The organism is Flavobacterium sp. GL_143 (genome assembly GCF_057834355.1).
In genome coordinates this window covers 4,338,337-4,363,825 of the sequence record NZ_CM174401.1, presented here as the reverse complement: position 1 = coordinate 4,363,825, position 25,489 = coordinate 4,338,337, and the positions used below count along the sequence as shown (strand labels likewise).

The following is a 25,489-nucleotide window of genomic DNA, read 5'->3' as shown; positions in this document are numbered from 1 at the left end:
AATTATTTGCTATTTAATAACCCCCAAACTAATAAACAAAATGATTTACGTTTACGAAATTGTAACAAAGCCTTTAACTTCAAAAATTATTTCAGATGAAATCTGTCCCGTATGTAATAAAAATGGTTGCATTGAATTAACATTGTATGTGCGTTATATCTCTATGGTTATCCCTTTCTTTGGAATGGGACGAAAAACAGGAGTAGTTTGTACCAATTGCGGTGAAGTTTTAAAAAATCCTGATGCATCTGTATTTGCAAAGAAAAAATACTCAGCCAATATAGAAGCTGAGATTAATCAGATTAGAAATAATCATAAAAGGACTTTATGGCAGTTATTATACCCATGGTCATTTTGTATTGTATTGCCATTAATCGTTTTAATCGCATTGGGTTATAGTAAGATTAATAACAAATCAATTGAGAAAAAGTCTGAGGAGTATGCTGCATTAATTACTAATCCGCAATCTGGAGATATTTACAAATCAACATGGTCTCAAGAAAATAGCCAGTTGCAAGGTGCATTAGTGAAACTGATACGAATTGATGCTGATACGATGTATGTTATTCGTAGTAAAGAAATGATTCCTATGAGTTTTTCTAAAGCAGAATGGGATAAGCTTTCTTCTAATGCCGACGCATTCGATTCTAAAGAGTATAAAGTAAAGAAATTTACAGATTTAAAAGGAGGCAATTTTGGGCAGTTTTTCATGTACAATAAAGATCATAATGGTAAAATGACTCCAAAATATTTGGGAGCAATACTTGATAATACTGCTGCAATGGATTTAAATTTTGAAACGATAGTACGAGCAAAATAAAAAAGATAATATCAGTAGTTTTTATGATTCTAAATAGTTTTATAAAAACTACTAATATCTTGATAATTTAAATCACTCTAGGTTTTTATTATAATTGAATCTTTATCTTTGAAAAAATAAAATCAATACAATGACAACTCATCTCGCATTACTTCGTGGAATCAATGTTTCTGGACACAACATGATAAAAATGGAAGCTCTAAAAACAACACTTGAAGCTATTGGTTTTAAGAACGTACAAACATATATTCAGTCGGGAAATGTTTTTGTAGATACCGATGAAGACAATGCATCCAAAGTTGGCTTTGTAATCAAGCAAGAAATTTTTAAAGTTTTTGGACACGAAGTGCCTATTGTTGTTATTAATAAACAAGATTTAGAAGCTTGTTTTAAGAACAATCTTTTCTTAAAAGAAAAAGACGCTGACATTAAAAAATTGTATGTAGCTTTTATTTCGATAGCATTGAAAAGTGATAGTATAAATGATTTAAAAATAAGTCAGTTTAAGCCAGACGAAGCTAGTATTGATGGTAACAGAATATTTATTAAATATGCTGTTGGCGCAGGAAAAACCAGATTTGACCAGAAATATATTGAGAAAAAACTAAACGTAACTGCAACGATAAGAAACTGGAATACAGTAACTCAATTATTAAAAATTTACGAAGAAAGAGAAGCTTAAAAACTAAACGTATTTACTTAGAAATTTGAATCGATACTTTTTTTAGATAAATAGTATCGGCATCATGTACGGCACCTTTTCTCATTCCGCCACCAAAAGGATTGTGCAGATCTATAGATTTCTTTTCGTAACCCTCTTTGTATATAGCTTCATTAACATGTAATGGTGGTGCTTCATAACCAACAAAAGTAAATTGAGAATATCTTATTTCTTTTAAATTAAAATAGCCCATTGCATTGGTTAAGCTTTCTCCTACGTTACAATTTTCGATAGGAGTATGGGTTGTTTCGTCATAGATATAGCCCATAATTTGTGGTCTTTGGCATCTACTTACTAAACAACTCTGGAATGAAAATGCGACAATAATTAAGGTAATTATTATTCCGAATTTTCTAAAATTTGATTTATTCACTTCTGTTTATTCTTTTAATTAAATTAGGCTTACTCTAAATTTTTAATAAGCTCATCTGCCATTGGCGTATTCATTCTTTTTAACTCGGAAATCATGAGTTGTTTTTGCTCTTCGCTCATTACTGGTGCAGCTTTTACAAATTGGTCTTTGTCTGCCTCTTTATAAAACATCGCATCAGTCCATTCATTTCTTATCCCATCGATTACAAGATGAATGCGGTTTTCTGTGCCACGATTGGCAACCGAATGAATAAAATTAGCATCTATATACCAACATTCTCCTTCATTCATAATTAAGCGAGTACCATCTAAGATAAACTCGACTTGGCTATTTGTAATTATGGGAATATGTAATCGAAAAGAATCATCTTCATATCCTAAACAATTATCGCTATGCGGCTTAATTTCAGCTCCAGCAGCTAATTGCAATAATCGAACAGCTGTTTTTTCGAATAAAAAACCATCTAATATTTCTTTAAAATAGGTGCAAGAATCTAATATTTCGGTAGCAATTAGTTTTTCATCATTGTTTGAAAAAGCATAGATAGCGTCCGATTTTCCGCTTTGTGACATTAAAGCAATCGAAGTCCATTTCCCTGAATAATCATTAGTATTATAATGATCAATCCAGTTCTTATCCATGATTTTCTGGAAATCATTTTTTAGTTTTTCCTTATCAAACAAAAGAGGAAACTTTATAGAGCGTACTAATTTATCCATAATTTATTCTCTTAGCCATTTTATCATTGTAGGAAATGCTTCTTTTCCTTCATTTGTTGCTCGTTCTTTACCTAATGTAAGTCCTGCCCATTCAAGAAAAGGCAAACCTATATAGTTTTCATCGTTAAAATTTGAAATTAACCATTCTGAATCGTTCTTGTATCCATTAGGATGAAACACAAATTCTATTGGTAATTTTAAATGTTTTGCTGCTGCAAAAGACCATAAGATTGTTGCAATTTCTTCTCCTTCAGTTGGCCAATTAGCAGCCATTTTATCTGTACCAACTAATTCTCTTTCAGCAGTAGTAGTAACTGCCAGATGTCCTGCTTCATGTAGAATATCTCCAGGATATGATAATTTTTCAAAATCAATATAAATACAATTTGAGCCTAAAGATAATCCAGGTAAAAAAGTGTTATTTAATTCCTTTTCGACAACTTTAATACCGATTTCGTCTAAGAAAAATAAAATCTTTTCTATTTCTAAGCTCTTTTCTTTTACAGGTATTTGCATGAGTTTTAAAATAATATTATATAGTTAGAATACATAAAACCAAGACTGTAACAAAAAAAAGCTAACCATATAAGTAATATAAGTTCATTTAAGTTTGCACAGATTCGATTATACTTACATTTACTTACGTTGCTTATATGGTTAAAATAATTAATGTCTTACTGTTTATATCAAATCGCAATACCAAAATCCATAATCAAAAGCATCGCTTGCATTTGTATCACAAGCTGTATCGCTAGATTCTGTTTTAGGTTTTTCATATTTTCGATGTACAATTTCTCCAATTTCAAATTGTATTGGTTCAGAAAAAATAGGTCCATCGAAAGTAAAGGTATGAAATTCGCCATTTTCTCCACATACATCTACATTATCTGGCAAATCATTTATAAAATTCTGATCGATTACACGACCTACAAAACTTTTATCCAGAAAGCGTTCGTTTACACAAACCACTATTGTTTTAAAACCTAAAGATATAAATTCCTGAATTAAATCTTTTGTTGGTATTTTCCATAACGGGAATACGGCTTCAAAGCCAATATCTACCAATTTATCTTCACGGTACTTTCGTAAATCTTCCAGAAATATATCTCCAAAAATAGAATATTTAACACCTTGATCTTTAAGTTTAGCCAATGTTTTAGTCATTACTTCTTCGTACACTTCCATAGTTGGCATTTCTGGAATTTGCATAATTTCTAGCGGTAATCCAATACTTTTTGCTTGTTGTTCTAATAACTCTACACGAACTCCATGCATCGAAATACGCTGAAACTGCTGGTTGACACTGGTAAGTAAACAATTTATTTCGAATTCTTTTTCTTGTTGTATTTTATATAATGCTAAAGCTGAGTCTTTGCCGCTGCTCCAATTAAATAAGGCGATTTTTTTCAAAGGAATTGTTTAAATATTTTCTGAAAGTAAACATACAAATTTCCTTCGATTTGTTCATCAATCCTTTGTAACTTTGAAGACCACGCAAGTTATTTTATGTCATTATTTAGAAACAAATACAAAACAGAGTCTAATAGATTACTAAATTGGGATTATTCCAGTGATGGTATTTATTTTATTACGTTGGTTTGTTATAATAGAGAAAATATTTTTGGCTCAATTGATTCTGATTTGATGATTTTAAATGATAACGGAAAAATTATTGAGAATGAAATTATAAAATCTACAGAAATCAGGGATAACTGGATTTTTCATAATTGGATTGTAATGCCAAATCATATTCATTTGTTAATTGAAATTCAAAATAATGATATCCAAACCATAGATACGCAATCTATACAGACGCAAGGTTTTCAGATGCACGATGTAGAGACGCACCGCAGTGCGTCTACACATAGCATATCAAACAATACAGAGACACGCATTACGAATACCCATATTGCGGAGACGCACTACGGTGCGCCTCTACAGAACCAAAATACAAACCAATCGATAGACGTACAATCTGTAAATACAGAATCTATTGATGCGCAAACCATAGATACGCAATCTATACAGACGCAAGGTTTTCAGGCGCACGATGTAGAGACGCACCGCAGTGCGTCTACGTTCAGTATATCAAATAACACAAAGACACGCATTACGAATACCCATATTGCGGAGACGCACTGCGGTGCGCCTCTACAGAACCAGAACCAAAATCAGAACCAAAATCAATCAATATTAAAATCATCCCGTAAATCCAATTCAATTTCGTCATTTATTGCGATATTTAAATCGGTTACAACAAAACAAATTGTTTCACTAGATGACATAGATGGTGTAGACCCACTGCGGTGTGTATCTACGTGCACATCTTCAGAAAATCCATTCGTTTCCAGAACACCAATTTGGCAATCTAATTATCACGACCACATCGTTCGAAATTATAAATCATTAGAAAAAATAGATTCTTATATAACAAATAATCCTGCAAACTGGAATTCTGATTCTATAAATATTCTAAATGCAAATACATCAATATGAAATACCTCTTTTTTTTCTTTTCCCTTTTCAGTTTTGCTCAACAAACCCAATATGTCGATTTTAAATCAGTTTTAGGGGAAATCACTATCAATACAACAGACAGATCACTATCAGGAAATGTGATATATGATTTTGATGTTCTAAAACCTATCGATACTATAAAAATTGATGCTCAAAACATGTCGTTTTCGAATTTAAAAATCAACGGAAATGAAATTATATTTATTAATACAAACAAGCAATTACAATTGATTTTTCCGTTCCAAAAAGGAAAAAACACACTTACATTTAATTATTCAGCCAAGCCAAAACAGGCATTGTACTTTGTCGGTAACTTTGACTCTGCTCAAGGTGATAAATCAGATGATGTAAATGGACAAGTATGGACACAAGGGCAGGGAAGATATACCAGCAACTGGTTCCCGAGTTTTGATGATGTAAATGAAAAAGTAGTTTTTAACCTAAATATTACTTTTGATAAAAACTATAAAGTTATCTCAAACGGATTATTAAAAAACAAACTCGAAAATGGGAATTCTGTTGTTTGGCAATACCGAATGCAAAATCCTATGAGTTCTTATTTACTTATGCTTGCCATTGGGAAATATGAAGAAAAAGAGCTCAAATCTAAATCCAAAATCCCTTTAGAATACTACATCGAAAATAATGATATCTCTCGTTTTGAGCCAACTTATCGCTATTCTAAACAAATTTTTGACTTTTTGGAGAAAGAAATAGGAGTGAAGTACCCTTGGGAAATATACAAGCAAGCTCCTGTTCGGGATTTTATATATGCGGGTATGGAGAATACAACCGCTACTTTGCTTTCTACCAGATATGTTGTTGATTCTATAGGCTTTGAAGATAGAAAATACACCAATGTTAACGCACACGAATTAGCGCACCATTGGTTTGGGAATTTAATTACTGCCGAAAGTAGTACGCATCATTGGCTGCAAGAAGGTTTTGCAACCTATTATGCTTTGCTTGCTGAGAAAGAAATTTATGGTGAGGATTATTTTTATTCCAAATTATACGATACTGCACAACAATTAAAATATGCATCAAGAACCGACACAATTCCAGTTTTGAATGCCAAAGCTAGTTCGCTTACATTTTACGAAAAAGGGGCTTGGGCTTTATTTGTTTTACATGACGCTTTGGGCGATAAAACATTCAAAAAAGTAATCAAAAATTATTTGAAAAAATATGCCTTTCAAACTGTAAACACGAATGATTTTTTTGATGAAATAAAAAAACTATCCAATTATGACTTAAATGAATTCTCTAAAATATGGCTTGAAACAACTACTTTTAATACGCAACAAGCAAATGAATTGTTGAGTAAAAATAAAGCAATTCAAATACGCTTAGAAGTCGATAAAGCAAATAAAAAACCTTTAGCTGAAAAAGAAGCTTTTCTTATCAAAACATTACAATCCGATGTTTATTTTACAGCTAAAAAAGCAATTGTAAACCAACTCAAGAATGAAAAATACGAAGCTAAAAAACAATTACTCATTCTGGCTTTAAACACAAATAACCTTCAGGTTCGACAAGAAGTAGCTGTTTCTTTGCCAAAAATTCCTGAAGATTTTAGACCACTATATGAGACTTTACTAGATGATAAATCATACCAAACGCAGGAAATAGCATTGTTTTATTTATGGAATAATTTTCCTTCTCGTCGCAGCGAATATTTAGATAAATCGAAAAACTGGATAGGATTTAACGACTATAATTTAAGAACATTATGGTTATCATTAGCTTTATCAACACCTAATTACGCAACAGAACCAGAGGGTTTAATTAATGAATTAATAGAATATTCTTCGTCTAAATATGAAGCAACAACGCGCCAAAATGCTTTAGAGAAATTAATAGATTTTCGATTAACAAATGATGTTGTATTAACAAACTTAGTAAACGCGACAACGCATCATATGTGGCAATTTTCTAAATTTGGTAGAGATACTATTCGATTATTATTAAAAAATAGTGAAATGCGTACTTCATTTGAAAGAATTTTGCCTAATTTGTCCTCGAATGAACAGTTTCAATTAGAACGTTTGTTGAAAGAGTAAAAAGAGAATAGAAGAAAGAGAATAGAAGAAAGAGGATAGAGTAAAGAAATAGATTAAAGGTTTAGTCTATTTTCTAGCTTCTTTTATCTATTTTCTTTCAGATAAAAAAACTACAATACATTTATGAGAGCATTGGTTATTTCAGGAGGAGGAAGCAAAGGAGCTTTTGCCGGAGGAGTTGCACAATATTTATTACAAATAAAAAAATGTGAATACGATTTATTTCTAGGCACATCTACAGGAAGTTTACTTATTCCGCATTTGGCACTTGGAAATATTGATAAAATCCATGGAATCTACACCAATGTAAGCATGAATAAAATATTTAATATCAGCCCTTTTGTTGTAAAAGAGAAAGGCGGTATTGATATTGTTACCATAAATCACTTTAATGTATTACGTCAGTTTTTTAAAGGAAAAAGAACTTTTGGCGAAAGCAAAAGATTGCAAAAATACATCAAAGATCATTTGTCTTTATCTGAATTTAACCAGCTAAAAAAACTAAAAACGGATGTTGTTGTTACGGTTACCAACTTGTCTCGAAATGAAGCTGAATATAAATCGATAAAAGATTGTTCTTACGACGAATTTTGCGATTGGATCTGGATATCAAGTAACTATATTCCGTTTATGAGTTTAGTGTCTAAAAACAACTCAGAATATGGAGACGGAGGATTCTCTAGTCTCGTACCAATACGTGAAGCCATAAATCGTGGTGCAACCGAGATAGATGTGGTTATTCTGGAAACTGAAGTAAACACTACAAAAAGCACTATTGGTAAAAATCCGTTCTCGTTAATGATAGATTTGTTCCGAATTGCTCTAGATCAGGTCGAAAAACATGATATAGCTATCGGAAAACTATTGGCGAAAAACAAAAATGTAAAACTGAACTTGTTTTATACACCTACAAAATTAACCAATAACGCATTAATTTTTAACAAAGAAGAAATGAAAAAGTGGTGGGAAGAAGGATATGAATATGCTCAGAATAAGTCTGAAATTATGAGTGATAACAGGTAACATCTGATTTTAGATTGTTGAGTTCAGATTTTAGATTGACATTGCAGGAATCTAAAATCTAAACTCAACAATTAAAGATTACCACATTTCGCTTACTTCTCTTTTAATATATCCTAAAGCAGCACTGCTTGGTGATTGCTTATCAAATAAATCATTTAAGATAACCTCACGTAATTTATCTGCACTGTCTACACGGTCGCTCATATTTGCTTTACGAATCATCTGGATTGTAGCATTTTTAGCTGTGGTTACAATAGTCCAACATTCATCAGACATGTATATTTGTTGTGTTAAGTTATGCTCAAATTCTTGCTCGATTTGTGCAATAACTAAATTTTCATAATCATTTTTATCATTAGATATTGGCGCAACGCGTATCAATAAATTAGTTAAGCTAATGCGTTCTAAGTATAAAGTAATTCGTTCATAAGCTTGTAATCGTAAAGGCAAAGCTTGTTTTTGAGCATCTTTTTGCAATAACCATCTTCGTGTATTTTGTTTATCCTGAAGATACGATTTGAAAAAATAATAAGCTACGCTTCCTGTTATGATTGAAGGTATAGTATAAGCTAGAACTTCTATGATTTTGTTTGAATCCATTTTTATAATTTAAGGAAACAAAAATATTCTTTTGGTTGTAATTCAGCATCATTTTAATTGTAATATTTGTTTAAGAAGGCTAATTTTGCCGACATTCAAATTTTAATCAAATACTACACTATAATTGGAAAACTATATTATAATTTTGCTTTGTTTAGCTGCTTTTGCAGCAGGATTTATTGATGCTATTGTAGGCGGTGGCGGGTTAATCCAAACTCCCATGGGATTAATTTTATTACCAAATTTACCTGTTTCGACTGTTATTGGAACTTTGAAATTACCTGCATTTAGCGGAACTGCTTTTGCTGCTTTTCAATACATGAAAAAAGTAACCATTCAATGGAAGTTATTATTGATTATGATGGTTTTAGCAGTCCCATCTGCATTTTTAGGATCTACTTTATTGACTTATGTTAGCAATGATTTTATGAAACCATTGTTACTGGTAGTTTTATCGCTATTGCTAATTTATACTTATGCTAAAAAGAATTTTGGTCAACATGTGGCCAAAGATCATTCAGCTAAAACCCAAATATTATATGCTGTTGTAATTAGTGTAATAGTTGGTTTTTATGATGGTTTTATTGGGCCTGGAACGGGTAGTTTTTTTGTGGTTGCTTTTATAGCCTTAATGGGTTTCGATTTTTTGCAAGCTTCGGCAAATGCCAAAATGGTAAACTTAGCTACTAATTTCGGATCTATTTGTTTGTTTATTATAAAAGGAAAGATCATTTGGACAATCGCAATTCCTATGGCCATAAGTAATGGACTTGGCGGATGGCTAGGTGCTAAGCTGGCAATAAATAAAGGGAATGGTTTTATTAGAGTTTTCTTTTTGATTGTCGTAATCGGTACGTTGATACGTTTTGCTTACGATGTATTTTATAAATAGAGGTTCTGAGAGGCTAAGATTCTAAGAAGCTAAGTTTTTTTCATCTTTGATATTTTGAACCTTAGTGCCTCAGAAACTTAGAATCTTAGTCTCTTTCTAGAAAAACTATTGTTTGAGTCTAGCCCCGATAGAGGTGATATCCTCGCAGTGAAACGTAGAGATAAAGCCGAAAGCGGGAACTTTGCTTCTTAAAAAAGCCTTTTGTTGTGCTTCAAAAAAAACTTAGCAACTCAGTGTCTTAACAGCTTAGGAACTTTCTTTTTAAATTCTTATTTTTGCATCAATTATGGAGAAAAATTTCATGCAAAAATACATTGACCAGCTCAATGACGCACAGAGACAGCCTGTTTTAAAGAAAGACGGGCCGATGATTATTATTGCTGGGGCAGGTTCGGGGAAAACACGTGTTTTAACAATTAGAATTGCTTATTTGATGGCGCAGGGTGTTGATGCGTTCAATATTTTGTCGCTTACTTTTACCAATAAAGCGGCACGTGAGATGAAACACAGGATATCTGATATTGTGGGAGCATCGGAGGCAAAAAACCTTTGGATGGGAACTTTCCACTCTATTTTTGCGCGTATTCTTCGTGCAGAATCTGATCATTTGGGATATCCGTCTAATTTTACGATTTACGATTCTCAGGATTCGGCAAGACTAATTTCTTCTATTATAAAAGAAATGCAGCTGGATCGTGATGTTTATAAACCAAAGCAGGTTTTAGGACGTATATCAAATTATAAAAATAGTTTGATTACGGTAAAAGCCTATTTTAATAATCCTGAATTGGTAGAGGCTGATGCCATGGCTAAAAGACCAAGATTAGGAGAAATTTATCAGCACTATGTTGACCGTTGTTTTAAAGCGGGTGCTATGGATTTTGATGATTTGCTGTTGAAAACCAATGAATTACTGAATCGTTTTCCAGAAGTTTTGTCGAAATATCAAAACCGTTTTCGCTATATTTTGGTTGATGAGTACCAGGATACAAATCACTCTCAGTATTTAATTGTAAAGGCTTTATCTGATAAGTTTCAGAATATTTGTGTTGTAGGAGATGATGCGCAGAGTATTTATGCTTTCCGTGGAGCGAATATTAATAATATTTTGAATTTTCAGAAAGATTATGAAGGTGTAATAATGTTTCGTTTAGAGCAAAATTATCGTTCAACCCGTAACATAGTTGAAGCTGCAAATACTGTAATGGAACATAATAAGACCAAACTTGATAAAATAGTTTGGACTGCAAATGATTTTGGACAAAAAATTAAAGTCCACAGAAGTTTAACAGATTCTGAAGAAGGTCGTTTTGTAGCGAGTACCATTTTTGAACAAAAAATGCAAAATCAATTGCATAATGGCTCTTTTGCAATTTTGTATCGTACTAATGCACAATCCCGTGCGATGGAGGATGCATTAAGAAAACGTGATATTCCGTATCGAATCTATGGTGGATTATCGTTCTATCAACGTAAGGAAATTAAAGACGTTTTGTGTTATTTGCGTTTGGTAATTAATCCGAAAGACGAAGAAGCACTGGTGCGTGTAATTAATTATCCTGCTCGTGGAATTGGAGATACTACTGTTGAAAAATTGACTATTGCTGCCAATCATTACAAACGTTCTATTTGGGAAGTAATGGTTAATATTGATAAAATTGACTTGAAACTGAATGCCGGGACAAAGAATAAAATCAGGGATTTTGTAACGATGATTCAGAGTTTTCAGGTTATTGATCAAAATCAGGATGCTTTTTATATTACGGATCATGTAACAAAAAAAACTGGATTAGTTCAGGAACTAAAGAAAGATGCTACACCTGAGGGTATGGCAAAAATTCAGAATATTGAAGAATTACTAAACGGTTTAAAAGATTTTACCGAAGGCCAGAAAGAAATTGATGGAGCAAGAGGGGCATTGTCTGAGTTTATGGAAGATGTGGCACTTGCTACTGATTTAGATAAAGATACGAGCGATGAAGATAGGGTTGCTTTAATGACGATTCACCTTGCAAAAGGTCTGGAATTTCCTCACGTTTTTGTTGTTGGGATGGAAGAAGATTTATTTCCTAGTGCCATGAGTATGAGTACAAGAAGTGAACTTGAGGAAGAACGTCGTTTATTTTACGTAGCTTTAACACGCGCAGAGCATCAGGCTTATTTAACGTATGCACAATCGCGTTATCGTTGGGGTAAATTAACGGATAGTGAACCTTCTCGTTTTATTGAAGAAATTGATGGTCAGTATTTAGAATATTTGACGCCAGCAGAAAGTGGTTATCGCTATAAACCAATGATTGACATTGATGTTTTTGGTGATGTTGATAAATCAAAATTGCGTTTAGCTAAACCAATTGGTACAACACCTCCTAAACAGGTTAATAGCAACGAACCAAAATCGGATTTAAATATTCGTAAACTTAAACCTGTATCGAGTAATAATCCTAATGCAAGTGCTCCTAATTTATTTGATAATAAATTGACTATTGGAAATCTTGTAATGCATGAACGCTTTGGAAGAGGTGAAGTTGTAAATATAGAAGGAGTAGGTGCTGATAAAAAAGCTGAAATAAAATTTGAAGTTGGCGGACTTAAAAAGTTGTTACTTCGTTTTGCAAAATTAGACGTGATTGGGTAGAAGATCATTGAAGTAAGAGAATAGACTTAGATAGCTAGATAATAGAATCAAGAAAAAGTTAATGAACTCTTACTGAAATCTTTTGAATTTTAATCAAATTAAAACTTTAAACTAAAACAAAATGGCAGAATTTATAAAAATATATCCCGATAAACCGAGTGAAGCTGCTATTGCAAAAGTAGTAAAGATTTTAAAAAATGGTGGTTTGATTATTTATCCAACAGATACTGTTTACGGTTTAGGTTGTGATATTACCAATTCTCGTGCTTTAGAGAAAATTGCAAAAATAAAAGGAGTAAAGCTCGAAAAAGCAAATTTTTCCTTTATTTGCCACGATTTAAGTAACTTATCTGATTATGTACGACAAATAGATACATCGACTTTTAAAATACTAAAAAGAGCTCTACCAGGCCCTTATACTTTTATTTTACCTGGGAATAATAATTTACCAAAAGAGTTTAAGAAGAAAACAACTGTCGGAATTCGTGTACCAGACAACTCAATTGCTTTAGAAATTGTACGCCAGTTAGGAAATCCTATTGTTTCTACTTCTATTCGAGATGAGGATGATGTTATTGAATATACAACCGATCCTGAACTTATTTTTGAAAAATGGCAAAATGTAGTTGATATGGTTATCGATGGTGGTTATGGAGATAATGTTGGTTCTACTATTATTGATTTATCCGAACATGAGCCAGTAATCGTTAGAGAAGGAAAAGGAAGTTTAGATATTTTGTAAAAATATATTGCTACGGCAAGGTATTTGAAGTTAATTGCTTATATTAGAGCTACATTAACAATGCATTATAAACATATATCACGATAATGTTATTCTTAATTGATATTTAATTGGTTATTAAAAAGATTAAGGATACATAAAAGCAGGTCAACCGACCTGCTTTTTCTGTTTTTATAAATAGGTTTTTTTAAGGCATAGCTTATCAGTGAATTCACTTCAGTACTATCACTGTAAATTTTTAGGTACAAACCCTTCGACTTCGCTCAGGGAGACAAACATACTTTCGTCAGACTGAGCATTCAAAACTACAAGAGAAGCTTAATTAAGTAGAAAATAGTAAGCATAAAAAAAGCCAGTGAAAATTTTCACTGGCTTTTAATTTATTCTAGAATCTTAAATCCTAAAAAGGACGATTCTAATATGAAATCATCAGATTATTTACCTGATTGTTTTTTCATTTCTTTTTCAACCATATCATAGAATTGGTCAATTTTTGGCATAACAACGATACGAGTTCTTCTGTTACGAGCTTTATCTTCAGCTGTATCATTAGCTACTAATGGCACGTAAGAACTTCTACCAGCTGCAATTAATTTTGCTGGGTTAACACCAAGGTCGTTTGTTAATACACGAACGATAGATGTAGAACGTTTAACACTTAAATCCCAGTTGTCTAACAAAATTCCGTTGCTTTTGTAAGGAACGTTATCAGTATGACCTTCAACCATACATTCAAAATCAGGTTTGTCATTAACTACTTTTGCAACTTTAGCTAAAACAGTTTTTGCTTTATCAGTTACATCATAGCTACCACTTTTAAATAATAATTTGTCAGCGATAGAAATAAATACAACTCCTTTTTCAACATTAATTTCGATATCTGGATCATTGATACCTACAGCTCCTTTTAAGCTAGTAACCAAGGCAAGAGTAACACTATCTTTCTTAGTTAAAGCATCTTGAAGTCTAGATATTTTTAAATCTTTTTCTTTTAAACTTTCTAAAGATTTTTCTAGATTTTCAGCTCCTTTAGAAGTAAGCATTGTTAAATCTTTTGAACTGTTTATCAAATTCTGATTGTGATCTTTCAAACTAGCAACTGTAGCAGTTAATCCAGCTTTTTCTTCTAAACAAGAATTTAATTTTACAGTACAAGAATTTAGTAAATCTTGTGTTTCTTTGTTTTTAGCTTCTAAATCAGCATATTTCTTTTTAGAAACACACGAAGATAGTACCATTAGTGCAGTTAGGGCAATGAATATTTTTCTCATAAAAAATAAAATTTAATTAGACTTTCAATTACAAAGTTAAGGGTTATTAATTTGATTACTGTTAAAGATATCTTTAAAAACACGGTTTTTCGTTACATAGTACAAGAAAACGACACTTTTAATCATATAGTATTTTCGTGTTTGAAAATTACTTCTTTTTTTATAATATTCCGAAAAAAGACTATAAAAAGAGAAATGAGCTTTTATAATTGCCCAAGTGTGTTTGAACTTTCCTTGCACAAAAAACTGTACTCCAGCGATACCATCGAGTACTAGCCTTGCAAAAATAATGCCGTAAAACCCTTGCTTAGGTAAGTTTTTGGTAAGCATTAGCAAGGAGTTTCTAAAATTAAGGAAGGTCTTTCTAGGGTTACCTTGTTGTAATGTTGCTCCACCAACATGATATACAACAGATTGCGAATTGTATTTAATTGTATGACCTAGATTAATTGCACGCCAGCACAAATCTATTTCTTCTTGATGGGCAAAAAAACCTTCATCAAAACCGTTTAATTCTTTATAAACAATGCTTCTTATAAAAAAACAAGCACCCGAAGCCCAAAACAATTCACAATTATCATCATACTGATTATCGTCTTTTTCGATAGTATCAAAAATACGCCCACGACAAAACGGATAACCATATTTATCAATAAACCCTCCGGCTGCTCCCGCATATTCAAAGAAAGCTTTATTTTTAAAATCTAATATTTTGGGTTGGATAATAGCGGTTTTTGGTTCTTTTGCGAAAGTATCCAGAATTGGTTGTAACCAGTTTTCGGTAACTTCAATATCCGAATTTATCAAAGCATAAATTTCGGCATCGATATGTTGCAATGCATCATTGTATCCTTGTGCAAACCCATGATTACCTGTGTTTACAACGATTTTTACAGTAGGAAAATGCTCTTTTACGTAAGTTATAGAAGTATCTGTCGAAGCATTATCGGCTACATATATAGTAGCTTCAGGCGAAAATTGTATTACTGATGGTAAAAACTGTTCTAATAATTTTACTCCATTCCAATTTAATATAACAACTGCTATTTTATCCAAGTGTATAGTATTTTATTTATGTTAGAGAATTATAATTCGGTAACTCCCTTAAAAATTCATATTTTTCATTCTCAAAATCCATTTGACAGAAATAATGACTCAATCCATTGGTAACTGTCAGAAATTGCGCATTCATGGTCATATTATATCTAGCAATCTGATCAAAGGTAGCTTGCGAAATTTTTACTTCTGGTGCTTTACATTCTACCAATATATATATAGTACCATCAGGATTATAAACTACAATGTCGTAACGTTTACGCAACCCATTGACCTTTAAAACTTTTTCTACATTTATCAATGATTTAGGGTATTTTTTCTCCACCATTAAAAACTGAACAACATGTTGGCGAACCCATTCCTCTGGAGTGAGAATGATAAATTTTTTCCTGATTTCATCAAAAATAGACACTTTATTTTCGCTATTTTTGAACCGAAATATATAAGAGGGAAAATTTAGTTTTTGCATGAAGCAAAAATATAAAATAGTTTTAGGTTTCTCCCGAAGTCTCGGGATAAAGTTTCAAGTTATTGAAACAACAGCCTTAAACATTTAACTTGAAACAATAAAGAAATGGATGAAGTTATAAAAATTGTTAATGATATAAAAGCTGGGAATATCATGCCTATCTACTTCCTTATGGGAGAAGAGCCTTATTACATTGACAAATTAGCCGAATATATAGAAAAAAACGTTTTATCTGAAGAAGAAAAAGGCTTTAACCAAACGGTTTTATATGGTCGCGATGTAACTGTAGATGATGTTGTTTCAGCCGCCAAACGTTATCCTATGATGGCTGACCGCCAAGTTATTATTGTAAAAGAAGCTCAGGATTTATCCAGAACAATCGATAAGCTCGAAGCTTATGCAGGAAACCCAATGACTACAACAGTTTTGGTTTTTTGTTACAAATATAAAACGTTGGATAAACGTAAAAAAGTAACCAAATTATTAGGGCAAAAAGGACTTGTTTACGAAAGTAAAAAATTATACGAAAACCAAGTAGGGGATTGGATCAAAAGAGTTTTATCAGGCAAAAATTATACGATAGAGCCAAAAGCCAATGCGATGCTGGTTGAGTTTCTTGGAACCGATTTAAGCAAAATCAATAATGAGCTGGAGAAACTACAGATAATTTTACCAAAAGGTACTACTATTACACCAACACATATAGAGGAAAATATTGGTTTTAGTAAAGATTATAATGTATTCGAACTACGTAAAGCAATCGGAGAACGAAATCAAGTAAAAGCATACAAAATTGCAGAGAATTTTGCTCATAACCCCAAAGATTATCCGCTAGTTATGACAACAGGATTAATTTTTGGTTTCTTTATTCAGTTATTAAAATACCATGGATTAAAGGATAAAAACCCAAAAAATGTAGCGGCTGCAATTGGTGTGAATCCTTATTTCTTAAAAGAGTATGATTTAGCAATAAAAAATTTCCCAATGAAAAAAGTGAGTCAGGTAGTTTCGGCATTACGAGACATTGATTTAAAAAGTAAAGGAGTGGGAGCCAATGCATTACCACAATCTGATTTATTAAAAGAAATGCTGTACAAAATATTTAATTAAGCCACTAAAATTACCGATATTTGTAAGCTGATATAAAAATAAAAAACCGCAAATTATGGGGATGAATAAAAACACAATCTTAGGATGGGCAACTTTTATAATGGTGATCATGGGATTTCTCTTAATAGGACTTGGCATTTTTAGATACAGAGATGTTTCAGGTTGGGGATTTGCTGCGACTGGAGTTGGTTTTTTAGCCAATGCATGGGTTTTCAACGCTTTAAAAGGAAGAGTTTAAACAAGAATAAATAATAAAATTTAAAATAAATAGGCATGTCAGACGATAAGAAAGTAATTTTCTCGATGTCAAAATTGAGTAAAACCTACTCAAGTAGCGACAAACAAGTATTAAAAAATATTTATTTGAGCTTTTTTTACGGAGCTAAAATTGGTATTCTAGGTTTAAATGGTTCTGGTAAATCTTCACTTTTGAAGATTATTGCTGGAGTTGACAAAAATTACCAAGGAGATGTAGTTTTTGCTCCAGGATATACAGTTGGTTATTTAGAGCAAGAACCACAATTAGACGATGAAAAAACAGTTATCGAAATTGTACGAGAAGGAGTTGCCGAAACTATGGCAGTTCTGGAAGAGTACAATAAAATCAACGACTTATTTGGTCTTCCAGAAAACTACGAAGATCCAGATAAAATGGATAAGTTGATGGATCGTCAAGCTGCTTTACAAGATAAAATAGATGCATTAGGAGCTTGGGAAATTGATACCAAACTTGAAATTGCAATGGATGCATTACGTACTCCAGACGGAGATACGCCAATTAAAAACCTTTCAGGAGGAGAGCGTCGTCGTGTTGCATTATGTCGTTTGTTGTTACAACAGCCTGATGTATTGTTACTTGATGAGCCTACCAACCACTTAGATGCTGAGTCTGTTCTTTGGTTAGAGCAACATTTAGCACAATATGCTGGAACTGTAATTGCTGTAACGCACGATAGATATTTCCTTGATAATGTTGCTGGTTGGATTTTAGAGCTTGATAGAGGAGAAGGTATTCCTTGGAAAGGAAATTATTCTTCTTGGTTAGATCAAAAATCTAGCAGAATGGCACTTGAAGAAAAAGTAGCTTCAAAACGTCGTAAAAACTTAGAGCGTGAGCTTGACTGGGTTCGTCAAGGAGCCAAAGGTCGTCAGACAAAACAAAAAGCACGTTTACAGAATTACGATAAATTATTAAACGAAGATCAAAAACAACTAGATGAAAATCTAGAAATCTATATCCCGAACGGTCCACGTTTAGGAACAAATGTTATCGAAGCTAAAAATGTAGCTAAAGCTTTTGGAGATAAATTATTGTATGATAATTTAAACTTTACTTTACCACAAGCTGGAATTGTTGGAATTATCGGACCAAACGGTGCTGGTAAATCGACTATTTTCAGAATGATTATGGGAGAGCAAGAGCCAGATAGTGGTGAATTTTCTATCGGTGAAACTGTAAAAATTGCCTATGTAGATCAAGCGCACTCTAATATTGATCCTAATAAATCTATCTGGGAAAATTTCTGTGATGGTCAGGAATTAATCATGATGGGCGGACGTCAAGTAAACTCTCGTGCTTACTTAAGCCGTTTCAATTTTGGTGGAAGTGATCAAAACAAAAAAGTTTCAACTTTATCAGGTGGTGAGCGTAACCGTTTGCACCTTGCAATGACCTTGAAAGAAGAAGGAAACGTACTTTTATTAGATGAGCCTACCAATGATTTAGATATAAATACACTTCGTGCACTAGAAGAAGGTTTGGAGAATTTTGCTGGTTGTGCTGTAGTTATCTCTCACGACAGATGGTTCTTAGATAGAATTTGTACACACATCTTAGCTTTTGAAGGAAACTCAGAAGTGTACTATTTCGAAGGAGGATTCTCAGAATACGAAGAAAACAAAAAGAAACGTTTAGGTGGAGATTTAACTCCAAAACGTCTGAAATACAGAAAATTAATAAGAAGCTAGTATTCTTATCAATCACAAAAAAGCCTCAAATTAAATTAGAGGGCACTGAAAAAGTCCTTTTCACGAATAAATTGTTAATTAAAAGGAGTAGAAGCTAAAAGTTTCTGCTCCTTTTTTTTGTATCTTTTGAGTGTAATCATAAGGCTTTTTAGATGTTAATTCAACAGCAACAAATTCAGTTTAGTCCCTATTCCTCATTATATGATTTAATTGTTCCTCAGGATAATCTCCTTAGAAAAATCAACGAACTCATAGACTTCTCATTCATCTACGATGAGTTGCTAAATAAATATTGCATCACTAATGGTCGTACAGCAGAAAGCCCAGTGCGTATGTTTAAGTATTTACTTCTAAAAACAATTTATGATGTCTCGGATGTTGATGTAGTAGAACGTTCACGTTTTGATATGTCTTTTAAGTATTTCTTAGAAATGACACCAGAGGAGAGTGTTATTAATCCAAGTTCTTTAACGAAATTTCGTAAACTTCGCCTGAAGGATACGGACTTATTAAATCTACTCATTGGTAAAACAGTATCTATAGCCGTCGAAAAGGGAATCATCAGATCCAGGTCTATTATAGTTGATGCTACACACACTTTATCAAGATCAAATCCATTTGCAGCAATTGATGTATTAAGAGAGCGCTCTAAACTTCTACGAAGAACAGTATATTTATTTGATGACCAATTCAAAGAGCATATGCCCGAGAAGAACAATACCAATGAATTGGAAAAAGAATTAGCCTATTGTAAAGAACTGGAGCAGCGCATAGAAAAAGAAGAATCTTTGAGTTCTATACCTGCTGTAAAAGAAAAGCTAAATCTGCTTAAAGAAACTATAGAAGATACTCAGGAAAATTTTATCTTATCAAAAGATATAGATGCTAAAACAGGTCATAAATCCGCAGATAGCTCTTTCTTTGGATACAAGACTCATTTAGCGATGACCGAAGAGCGAATCATCACAGCGGCTGTAGTTACCTCAGGAGAGAAAGCAGATGGTCCAGAGTTACCAAAACTCTTAGAGATTAGTCAGCAAAACGGAATTGATGTAAATACCATTATTGGTGATGGAGCTTATTCAGGAACAGAAAATCTCAAGCGAGCAAACGGGAAAAATATTAGAGTTGTAGCTAAGTTAAATGTTTCAGTAGCAAATGGGACAAGAAAAGAGGAAGATAAATTTCAATATAATAAAGATGCCGATAGAATGGTTTGTCCTGCAGGACATATGGCTATACGAAAAGCTAGACAGGGCAAAAAAAATGTTGGGAAAAATCAAACATATACCTACTATTTCGATGTCGAAAAATGCAAATCTTGTTCTTTAAAACAGGGGTGTTATAAAGGGGCAAAAACAAAAACCTACTGTGTAAGGATAAAATCAGACTTACACCAAGAACAAATCGCCTTTCAAGAAACGGATTATTTCAAAGAAAAAGCAAAACATCGATACAAAATAGAGGCTAAAAATAGTGAGTTAAAAAACGTACATGGCTATGATAGAGCAATATCGTACGGCATTGCCAATATGCAAATGCAAGGAGCAATGGCTATTTTTACAGTCAACTTAAAAAGAATACTGAAATTAATGTAAGAAATTTATAAAATAAGTATGCCTACACAAAATGCCTCTCTATAAATCAAAAATCGATTCATATAGCTGCAAATAAAAAACAGATATAAAACGAAAAACGCTTACAACGGATATTTTTAAATCCTGTTATAAGCGTTTTTTCATTGTCTAAAAAATAAACCTGATCAAAATAAGGGATGTTTTTCAGTGCCCTCTTAAATTATTTGAGGCTTTTTTTATATAGTAAACTTTGATGTTTTTTAGGAGCTAATTCCTGCTGTCTGCTGTATCTTTTTATTTTTAAAGAAAAAATAAAAAGGATGCCGCGACCATCAGGGCTAGAGATTTAGTTTTCAGTTTCAGTTTCCAGATTTCAGTTACAGTTGTGATTTCTCTCCACTCAAAAATGACAAGATTATGTTGAATCAAAATTTAGTTTAAAATAAAATTTGCTAAATCTGCGTAAAAAAAAATAGGTCTTACAAAAACTTAGCTTTTAATTCAGGAGTAGGAATCATGCAGCTTTCTTTTTTCCCGTACCACTTATATCTGTTCTTAGCAATATAATTATATAGTGGATCTCTCAAAAAAACAGGAATTATTTTAAAAACAGAAAACCAACTCCATAAAACTCCAAGATTTTCGGCTATGGCAATCGCTGCTCCCGATTTGTAATAATAAGCAACTCCAGGTTCGTAAAATATAATACTATCAACTTTAGTAATATCAACTCCTATATGTTTACAAATTTCTTTTCCTATTTCAGATTGCAAAGCGGCAAAACGAAAAACATCTTTTTTATCATGCTTAATAATAAACAGCACCGCCGAATCGCATAAATTACAAACTCCATCAAAGAGAATTATTTTTTTGCCTTGAGCCGTCATTGCGAGGAACGAAGTAACGTCATCTTGTGGATTCATTTTTTTGTTTGTTAAAATTTTAAAAAGCTTTGTCAAAGTAAAAAATCAATGATGAAAGAACTTTAGTATTTACACAAAATAACCCCAAGCTTGTCATTTCGACGAAGGAGAAATCTTCGCGAGAAGCTCGACAAAGATTGAACTTTCGTTACGGAGTTACTTGTGAAGATTTCTCCTTCGTCGAAATGACAAAAATGCGCAGACCAACATTAAACTTTAGCTTTTATCAAAGTTCCTTACATCCTTAGTTCAAAACTTTGACAAAGCTACTTTATGTAGTTTATTTCGTTAAAAATATTCCTTTTTATTACTATTGGTTTATTCTATCAATGTTGATTATTGTATAAATTTATTAAATCTAAAACAGCTTTCATAAATAACTTTTAAGTGGTTTTTTAAAATCTTCCAACTCATTAAGTGTCTTTCTGAAGATGATTGTTTAAATCGCTTTATTTTGGTTTTTGATATAATTTAAGCTTTTTAATGCTGAAAACTGCGACAAAAAACTAAAAACTATTTTTTAGCTGCTTCAACAAATTCCAATTCATCTAAATTTACTTTCGAAGTAAAAATGCCATAATTTACCGTAGCTTTATTTTTTTCGATAGAGTCAATACTTCCTACAGACCTTCCGTCAATCATACGCACTCGATCACCAACTTTTAAAGTTACTTTAGGTTTTTCGACAACAGCTTTTAATTTCTTTTCTTTTTTCTCTTTTCGAATTTCTTCAACCTGAACAGTTACTTCGGCAATAACTTCTTTTTTCTTTTCAACTATTGCTTTTGCTTCTTTCGGAGTTGCTTTTTTGCGTTTGGAATTTTCAATTTCAATAATCTTCAAAAATTCTCCTATCAGTTCTTTTTTATTTTTATTATTGAAATATTTCTCAGAGATGTCTTCAATTTTTTGCCCAATATAAATCGTCTTCTGGTTACTATCATATAATTCCTGATAGCTTTCTAGTTTTTGTTTTATCTTGACATTTATATTTTCCATTTTGTTACTTTCGGCACGCGCTCTAGTTTCTTCTTCTTTTAAGTTCAAAGAAGTTTTTTCTAGTTTCGAGCGTTCTTTCTGAAGTGTTGCAATGGTTTTGTCAAAACGAACTTTTCCGATTTCGATTTTCTTTTTTGCACGATTAATCAAACCATACGGAATTCCATTTTTCAATGCAACCTCAAATGTAAACGAACTTCCAGCTTGACCAAGAACTAATTTGTACATTGGCTCTAATGATTGTTCATCAAAAAGCATATTGGCATTTGTTGCAAAAGGCAATTCGTTTGCCAAAATCTTAAGATTAGAATAATGCGTCGTTATAATTCCGAAAGCTTCACGATGGTAAAATTCTTCTAAGAAAATTTCAGCCAAAGCTCCACCTAATTCGGGATCAGAACCAGTTCCAAATTCATCGATCAAAAACATGGTTTTCTTGTTGCATTTCTTCAAGAAATAATTCATGTTTTTTAATCTATAACTATATGTACTTAAATGATTTTCAATAGATTGATTATCACCAATATCAGTTAAGATTCTGTCAAACAAGAAAGTTTCACTACGCTCGTGCACAGGAATCAACATTCCTGATTGTAGCATTAATTGTAGTAATCCTACGGTTTTCAGCGAGATTGTTTTACCTCCGGCATTTGGTCCAGAGATTACAATGATTCTGTTATCTTGTTTTAATTCAATAGTTTGCGGATGCGTAATTTCATTCTTCTGTTTGTTATTTAAATACAAAATAGGATGAAAAGCATCTCTAAAATACAAACGACGTTCCTCTGTAATTGTTGGTAAAATACCATTTATCTTATTGGCATATTTAGCTTTGGCAGCAACAACATCTATATCACTTAAAAAAGCCTGATAATCAACAAGTAAAGACAAATACGGACGAATAGCATTTGATAATTGTTTTAAAATACGAGTGATTTCTTCTTTTTCCTCATATTCTAAATTGCTAAGTTCTCTAGAGTATTTAAGAGTAGTTTCTGGCTCTATATAAGCAATACTTCCGGTTTTTGAACTTCCTAAAATAGAACCTTTTACCTTACGACGATACATTGCCAAAACTGCAAGAACACGACGGTTTTGCACAAAACTTTCTTTAATATCGTCCAGATAACCTAAACTGTTGTATTGTGTTAAAGCTACACCAAAACTTTGGTTTACTTTACCACGAACCAAATTCATATCACGTCGAATGTTAGCTAATTCTGGAGAAGCATTATCTTTAATTTCTCCATACTTATCTACAACAACATCTATTTGCGAAATAATTTCTTTTGTAAATTCTACTTGTGAAGCTCTCGCATTTAAATTTGGGTAATAATCATCAAATTTTTTAAAGTAATTCAATAAGAAATTAACTGTAGATGATAAGGTTGCAATTTTTCTAAAACTGCCAACTTCCAGAAAACTATCTTCGATTGCCAGAAATTTAATTTCGTAAGTAATCGCATCAAAACCATGATTTGGAATTGCATTGTTATTTTGGAAAGACGAAATATACTCGGATGTTTGCATCAATGCTTGCATCAAAGTTTCTTTATCTCTGAAAGGTCTTATTTCTAAAGCTTTTTGTTTGCCTATATCGGTATTACAAATGTCCGAAATAGTTTCGAGCACTGTAGGGAATTGTAAATCTTGTAATGTTTTATCAGTAATAGATATCATATTATATCGTAAGTTGTAAAGCTTCAAAGTTACAAAGTTTTGAAACTAAATAGTAGTATTAATTGGTTCTTTGCAAAAAACTTTGCGTAATTTGTAGTAAAATTTATTGAAATGAAAATTAACCTCAATCCAGATTGGCAAGCAGTATTATCAGATGAAATAGGAAAACCTTATTTTAATGATTTGTTATTATCTCTTGAAGATGAGTATAAAAACCAAGTTTGCTATCCTCCAACTGATTTAATTTTTTCGGCATTCAATCATTGTTCATTTCAAGATGTAAAAGTAGTTATCATTGGGCAAGATCCCTATCATGGAGTAGGAGAAGCTAATGGTTTAAGTTTTTCGGTAAATGATAATGTAAAAATTCCTCCTTCTCTCCGTAATATTTTCAGAGAATTAAATACAGATTTTGATTCGGTTTTTATGCCGACTTCGGGTAATTTAGAATCTTGGGCAAAACAAGGTGTTTTACTTTTAAATGCTTCTTTAACTGTTCGAAAAGATAGACCTAATAGTCACAAACATTTAAAATGGAATTTATTTACCGATGCAGTAATCAAGACAATATCTGATCAAAAAGAAGATGTTGTATTTTTATTGTGGGGTGCTTTTGCTCAAAAGAAAGGTCTTAAAATAGACCGTACAAAACATTTGATTCTAGAATCTGGTCATCCATCGCCTATGAGTGCCAATCAAGGAAAATGGTTTGGAAATAAGCATTTTACTAAGACAAATGATTTTTTAAAATCGAAGAAAATCGAAGAAATTAAATGGCTCTAATTTGATACCACTTCAATATAAAAAAAGTAAACACGAATTTCTCTAATTCTCACTAATTATAATAATTAACTTAGTTTGTGACTCGAGACTGAAAGTCGAACAGACGAAGTAAACTCGTGTTTAGTTTTTTAAAATATCTGTATATACGATAGCTTTAATTTGCTGGTTTCTTTTCTATAGATTCTAAAACAGCTTTCCCAGGATAATTAATTACTTTAAGTATTACTTCTTGATTTTTCAAGGTTTTACCTTCTATAATGTATAATTTCCCTTTTTTATATTCTACATTACTTTTATCAAAATCAACATCACCAAATTGTAATGTGTTTTTTATATCCAAAGTGTCAATCCATTTTTCTGTCAAAATTTTAGAAGCTTCTTCAGAATAGTGAAATGGTTTATTTCTTAAATCATTTAAAACTCTTGCATTAGGAAAATAATTACAACGTGTATCTTTTCCACTAAATACAAGGGCTACAAAGAAACATCCCATAACTAATCCAACTAAATAATATGCAAAACGATGTACAAACTTCATGAATTCT

At 32.1% G+C, this 25,489-nt stretch carries 24 protein-coding genes; 13 read left to right on the top strand and 11 right to left on the bottom strand.

The genetic code is table 11. From position 1 onward, the window contains the following. Positions 1–40: 40 nt before the first annotated feature. A complete protein-coding gene (locus AC3IPI_RS18460; RefSeq protein ID WP_039111945.1) occupies positions 41–820 on the top strand; it encodes a hypothetical protein in 780 nt (259 codons plus the stop codon). A gap of 130 nt (positions 821–950) precedes the next feature. Continuing rightward, positions 951–1,502: a DUF1697 domain-containing protein gene (locus tag AC3IPI_RS18455; protein ID WP_489154762.1), complete on the top strand. Its 552-nt coding sequence runs from the start codon at positions 951–953 to the stop codon at positions 1,500–1,502. Positions 1,503–1,515: 13 nt separating this feature from the next. Here the strand turns inward: AC3IPI_RS18455 and AC3IPI_RS18450 are convergent, their stop codons facing one another. From AC3IPI_RS18450 to AC3IPI_RS18435, 4 genes are all read right to left on the bottom strand, one after another. Beyond that, positions 1,516–1,914, bottom strand: coding sequence for a hypothetical protein (locus tag AC3IPI_RS18450; protein WP_489154760.1), 399 nt, complete (start codon positions 1,912–1,914; stop codon positions 1,516–1,518). A 29-nt stretch (positions 1,915–1,943) separates the two neighbouring features. Then, a complete protein-coding gene (locus AC3IPI_RS18445) occupies positions 1,944–2,633 on the bottom strand; it encodes an aspartyl/asparaginyl beta-hydroxylase domain-containing protein (RefSeq protein WP_489154758.1) in 690 nt (229 codons plus the stop codon). A gap of 3 nt (positions 2,634–2,636) precedes the next feature. Then, a complete protein-coding gene (locus AC3IPI_RS18440) occupies positions 2,637–3,149 on the bottom strand; it encodes a hypothetical protein (RefSeq protein WP_489154756.1) in 513 nt (170 codons plus the stop codon). Positions 3,150–3,314: 165 nt separating this feature from the next. Next, on the bottom strand, positions 3,315–4,043 hold the full coding sequence (locus AC3IPI_RS18435; RefSeq protein WP_039111950.1) for a Dph6-related ATP pyrophosphatase: 729 nt from the start codon (positions 4,041–4,043) through the stop codon (positions 3,315–3,317). Between the two features lie 96 nt (positions 4,044–4,139). On the opposite strand from AC3IPI_RS18435, the gene AC3IPI_RS18430 reads away from it, so the two are divergent. The 3 genes from AC3IPI_RS18430 (at position 4,140) to AC3IPI_RS18420 (ending at position 8,236) form a co-directional block, all read left to right on the top strand. Beyond that, positions 4,140–5,129: a transposase gene (locus AC3IPI_RS18430; RefSeq protein ID WP_489154754.1), complete on the top strand. Its 990-nt coding sequence runs from the start codon at positions 4,140–4,142 to the stop codon at positions 5,127–5,129. After that, positions 5,126–7,213: a M1 family metallopeptidase gene (locus tag AC3IPI_RS18425; protein ID WP_489154752.1), complete on the top strand. Its 2,088-nt coding sequence runs from the start codon at positions 5,126–5,128 to the stop codon at positions 7,211–7,213. The genes AC3IPI_RS18430 and AC3IPI_RS18425 overlap by 4 nt, the downstream gene beginning before the upstream one ends. Positions 7,214–7,336: 123 nt before the next feature. Then, positions 7,337–8,236, top strand: a complete 900-nt coding sequence (locus AC3IPI_RS18420) for a patatin-like phospholipase family protein (RefSeq protein WP_039111952.1) — start codon at positions 7,337–7,339, stop codon at positions 8,234–8,236. Positions 8,237–8,314: 78 nt separating this feature from the next. Here AC3IPI_RS18420 and AC3IPI_RS18415 read toward each other — a convergent pair whose 3' ends face one another. Further along, positions 8,315–8,836 carry a DUF7935 family protein gene (locus tag AC3IPI_RS18415; protein ID WP_039111953.1) on the bottom strand — a complete coding sequence of 174 codons (522 nt, stop codon included), beginning with the start codon at positions 8,834–8,836 and terminating at the stop codon, positions 8,315–8,317. A gap of 124 nt (positions 8,837–8,960) precedes the next feature. Here AC3IPI_RS18415 and AC3IPI_RS18410 point away from each other — a divergent pair, with 124 nt between their 5' ends. The 3 genes from AC3IPI_RS18410 to AC3IPI_RS18400 all read left to right on the top strand — a co-directional run bounded on the left by AC3IPI_RS18410 (position 8,961) and on the right by AC3IPI_RS18400 (position 13,108). Then, positions 8,961–9,728 (top strand): sulfite exporter TauE/SafE family protein, encoded by a 768-nt coding sequence (locus AC3IPI_RS18410; RefSeq protein WP_039119194.1) that lies wholly within the window; start codon positions 8,961–8,963, stop codon positions 9,726–9,728. A gap of 301 nt (positions 9,729–10,029) precedes the next feature. After that, positions 10,030–12,366: an ATP-dependent helicase gene (locus AC3IPI_RS18405; protein ID WP_489159243.1), complete on the top strand. Its 2,337-nt coding sequence runs from the start codon at positions 10,030–10,032 to the stop codon at positions 12,364–12,366. Between the two features lie 121 nt (positions 12,367–12,487). Next, positions 12,488–13,108, top strand: a complete 621-nt coding sequence (locus tag AC3IPI_RS18400; protein WP_489154749.1) for an L-threonylcarbamoyladenylate synthase — start codon at positions 12,488–12,490, stop codon at positions 13,106–13,108. Between the two features lie 434 nt (positions 13,109–13,542). On the opposite strand, the gene AC3IPI_RS18395 is transcribed toward AC3IPI_RS18400, so the two are convergent. From AC3IPI_RS18395 to AC3IPI_RS18385, 3 genes are read right to left on the bottom strand one after another with little or no spacing between them, the layout of a single operon-like run. After that, positions 13,543–14,379 carry an OmpA/MotB family protein gene (locus AC3IPI_RS18395; protein ID WP_039111957.1) on the bottom strand — a complete coding sequence of 279 codons (837 nt, stop codon included), beginning with the start codon at positions 14,377–14,379 and terminating at the stop codon, positions 13,543–13,545. 36 nt (positions 14,380–14,415) lie between these two features. Then, positions 14,416–15,435: a glycosyltransferase family 2 protein gene (locus AC3IPI_RS18390; RefSeq protein ID WP_489154746.1), complete on the bottom strand. Its 1,020-nt coding sequence runs from the start codon at positions 15,433–15,435 to the stop codon at positions 14,416–14,418. 16 nt (positions 15,436–15,451) lie between these two features. After that, positions 15,452–15,904: a type I restriction enzyme HsdR N-terminal domain-containing protein gene (locus AC3IPI_RS18385; RefSeq protein WP_039111959.1), complete on the bottom strand. Its 453-nt coding sequence runs from the start codon at positions 15,902–15,904 to the stop codon at positions 15,452–15,454. 105 nt (positions 15,905–16,009) lie between these two features. Between AC3IPI_RS18385 and holA the strand changes: the two genes are divergently transcribed. The 4 genes from holA (at position 16,010) to AC3IPI_RS18365 (ending at position 20,580) form a co-directional block, all read left to right on the top strand. Then, positions 16,010–17,014: a DNA polymerase III subunit delta gene (holA, locus tag AC3IPI_RS18380; RefSeq protein WP_039111960.1), complete on the top strand. Its 1,005-nt coding sequence runs from the start codon at positions 16,010–16,012 to the stop codon at positions 17,012–17,014. 55 nt (positions 17,015–17,069) lie between these two features. Beyond that, complete coding sequence (locus tag AC3IPI_RS18375) at positions 17,070–17,252, top strand: CAL67264 family membrane protein (RefSeq protein WP_035624132.1); 183 nt, start codon at positions 17,070–17,072, stop codon at positions 17,250–17,252. 35 nt (positions 17,253–17,287) lie between these two features. Further along, a complete protein-coding gene (gene ettA / locus AC3IPI_RS18370) occupies positions 17,288–18,982 on the top strand; it encodes an energy-dependent translational throttle protein EttA (protein WP_039111986.1) in 1,695 nt (564 codons plus the stop codon). A gap of 152 nt (positions 18,983–19,134) precedes the next feature. Continuing rightward, on the top strand, positions 19,135–20,580 hold the full coding sequence (locus AC3IPI_RS18365; protein WP_489153512.1) for an IS1182 family transposase: 1,446 nt from the start codon (positions 19,135–19,137) through the stop codon (positions 20,578–20,580). Positions 20,581–21,038: 458 nt separating this feature from the next. Here AC3IPI_RS18365 and AC3IPI_RS18360 read toward each other — a convergent pair whose 3' ends face one another. Further along, on the bottom strand, positions 21,039–21,482 hold the full coding sequence (locus AC3IPI_RS18360) for a thiol-disulfide oxidoreductase DCC family protein (RefSeq protein ID WP_489154743.1): 444 nt from the start codon (positions 21,480–21,482) through the stop codon (positions 21,039–21,041). Between the two features lie 513 nt (positions 21,483–21,995). Next, positions 21,996–24,161, bottom strand: a complete 2,166-nt coding sequence (locus AC3IPI_RS18355; protein WP_039111988.1) for an endonuclease MutS2 — start codon at positions 24,159–24,161, stop codon at positions 21,996–21,998. Positions 24,162–24,272: 111 nt separating this feature from the next. Here AC3IPI_RS18355 and ung point away from each other — a divergent pair, with 111 nt between their 5' ends. After that, positions 24,273–24,944, top strand: a complete 672-nt coding sequence (gene ung, locus AC3IPI_RS18350) for a uracil-DNA glycosylase (RefSeq protein WP_489154740.1) — start codon at positions 24,273–24,275, stop codon at positions 24,942–24,944. A gap of 154 nt (positions 24,945–25,098) precedes the next feature. Here ung and AC3IPI_RS18345 read toward each other — a convergent pair whose 3' ends face one another. After that, the gene (locus tag AC3IPI_RS18345) at positions 25,099–25,482 is read right to left on the bottom strand and encodes a DUF4258 domain-containing protein (RefSeq protein WP_489154738.1); all 384 of its coding nucleotides are present in this window, start codon (positions 25,480–25,482) and stop codon (positions 25,099–25,101) included. Positions 25,483–25,489: the final 7 nt, after the last annotated feature.

Bases quoted from the DNA above. Each gene is read 5' to 3' on its own strand.
- AC3IPI_RS18425 (WP_489154752.1), top strand. From the start codon at position 5,126: ATGAAATACCTCTTTTTTTTCTTTTCCCTTTTCAGTTTTGCTCAACAA.
- AC3IPI_RS18385 (WP_039111959.1), bottom strand. From the start codon at position 15,904: ATGCAAAAACTAAATTTTCCCTCTTATATATTTCGGTTCAAAAATAGC.
- AC3IPI_RS18430 (WP_489154754.1), top strand. From the start codon at position 4,140: ATGTCATTATTTAGAAACAAATACAAAACAGAGTCTAATAGATTACTA.
- AC3IPI_RS18395 (WP_039111957.1), bottom strand. From the start codon at position 14,379: ATGAGAAAAATATTCATTGCCCTAACTGCACTAATGGTACTATCTTCG.
- ettA (WP_039111986.1), top strand. From the start codon at position 17,288: ATGTCAGACGATAAGAAAGTAATTTTCTCGATGTCAAAATTGAGTAAA.
- AC3IPI_RS18440 (WP_489154756.1), bottom strand. From the start codon at position 3,149: ATGCAAATACCTGTAAAAGAAAAGAGCTTAGAAATAGAAAAGATTTTA.
- AC3IPI_RS18415 (WP_039111953.1), bottom strand. From the start codon at position 8,836: ATGGATTCAAACAAAATCATAGAAGTTCTAGCTTATACTATACCTTCA.
- AC3IPI_RS18400 (WP_489154749.1), top strand. From the start codon at position 12,488: ATGGCAGAATTTATAAAAATATATCCCGATAAACCGAGTGAAGCTGCT.
- AC3IPI_RS18345 (WP_489154738.1), bottom strand. From the start codon at position 25,482: ATGAAGTTTGTACATCGTTTTGCATATTATTTAGTTGGATTAGTTATG.
- holA (WP_039111960.1), top strand. From the start codon at position 16,010: ATGGATGAAGTTATAAAAATTGTTAATGATATAAAAGCTGGGAATATC.
- AC3IPI_RS18420 (WP_039111952.1), top strand. From the start codon at position 7,337: ATGAGAGCATTGGTTATTTCAGGAGGAGGAAGCAAAGGAGCTTTTGCC.
- AC3IPI_RS18455 (WP_489154762.1), top strand. From the start codon at position 951: ATGACAACTCATCTCGCATTACTTCGTGGAATCAATGTTTCTGGACAC.
- AC3IPI_RS18355 (WP_039111988.1), bottom strand. From the start codon at position 24,161: ATGATATCTATTACTGATAAAACATTACAAGATTTACAATTCCCTACA.
- ung (WP_489154740.1), top strand. From the start codon at position 24,273: ATGAAAATTAACCTCAATCCAGATTGGCAAGCAGTATTATCAGATGAA.
- AC3IPI_RS18365 (WP_489153512.1), top strand. From the start codon at position 19,135: ATGTTAATTCAACAGCAACAAATTCAGTTTAGTCCCTATTCCTCATTA.
- AC3IPI_RS18405 (WP_489159243.1), top strand. From the start codon at position 10,030: ATGCAAAAATACATTGACCAGCTCAATGACGCACAGAGACAGCCTGTT.
- AC3IPI_RS18445 (WP_489154758.1), bottom strand. From the start codon at position 2,633: ATGGATAAATTAGTACGCTCTATAAAGTTTCCTCTTTTGTTTGATAAG.
- AC3IPI_RS18375 (WP_035624132.1), top strand. From the start codon at position 17,070: ATGGGGATGAATAAAAACACAATCTTAGGATGGGCAACTTTTATAATG.
- AC3IPI_RS18460 (WP_039111945.1), top strand. From the start codon at position 41: ATGATTTACGTTTACGAAATTGTAACAAAGCCTTTAACTTCAAAAATT.
- AC3IPI_RS18360 (WP_489154743.1), bottom strand. From the start codon at position 21,482: ATGAATCCACAAGATGACGTTACTTCGTTCCTCGCAATGACGGCTCAA.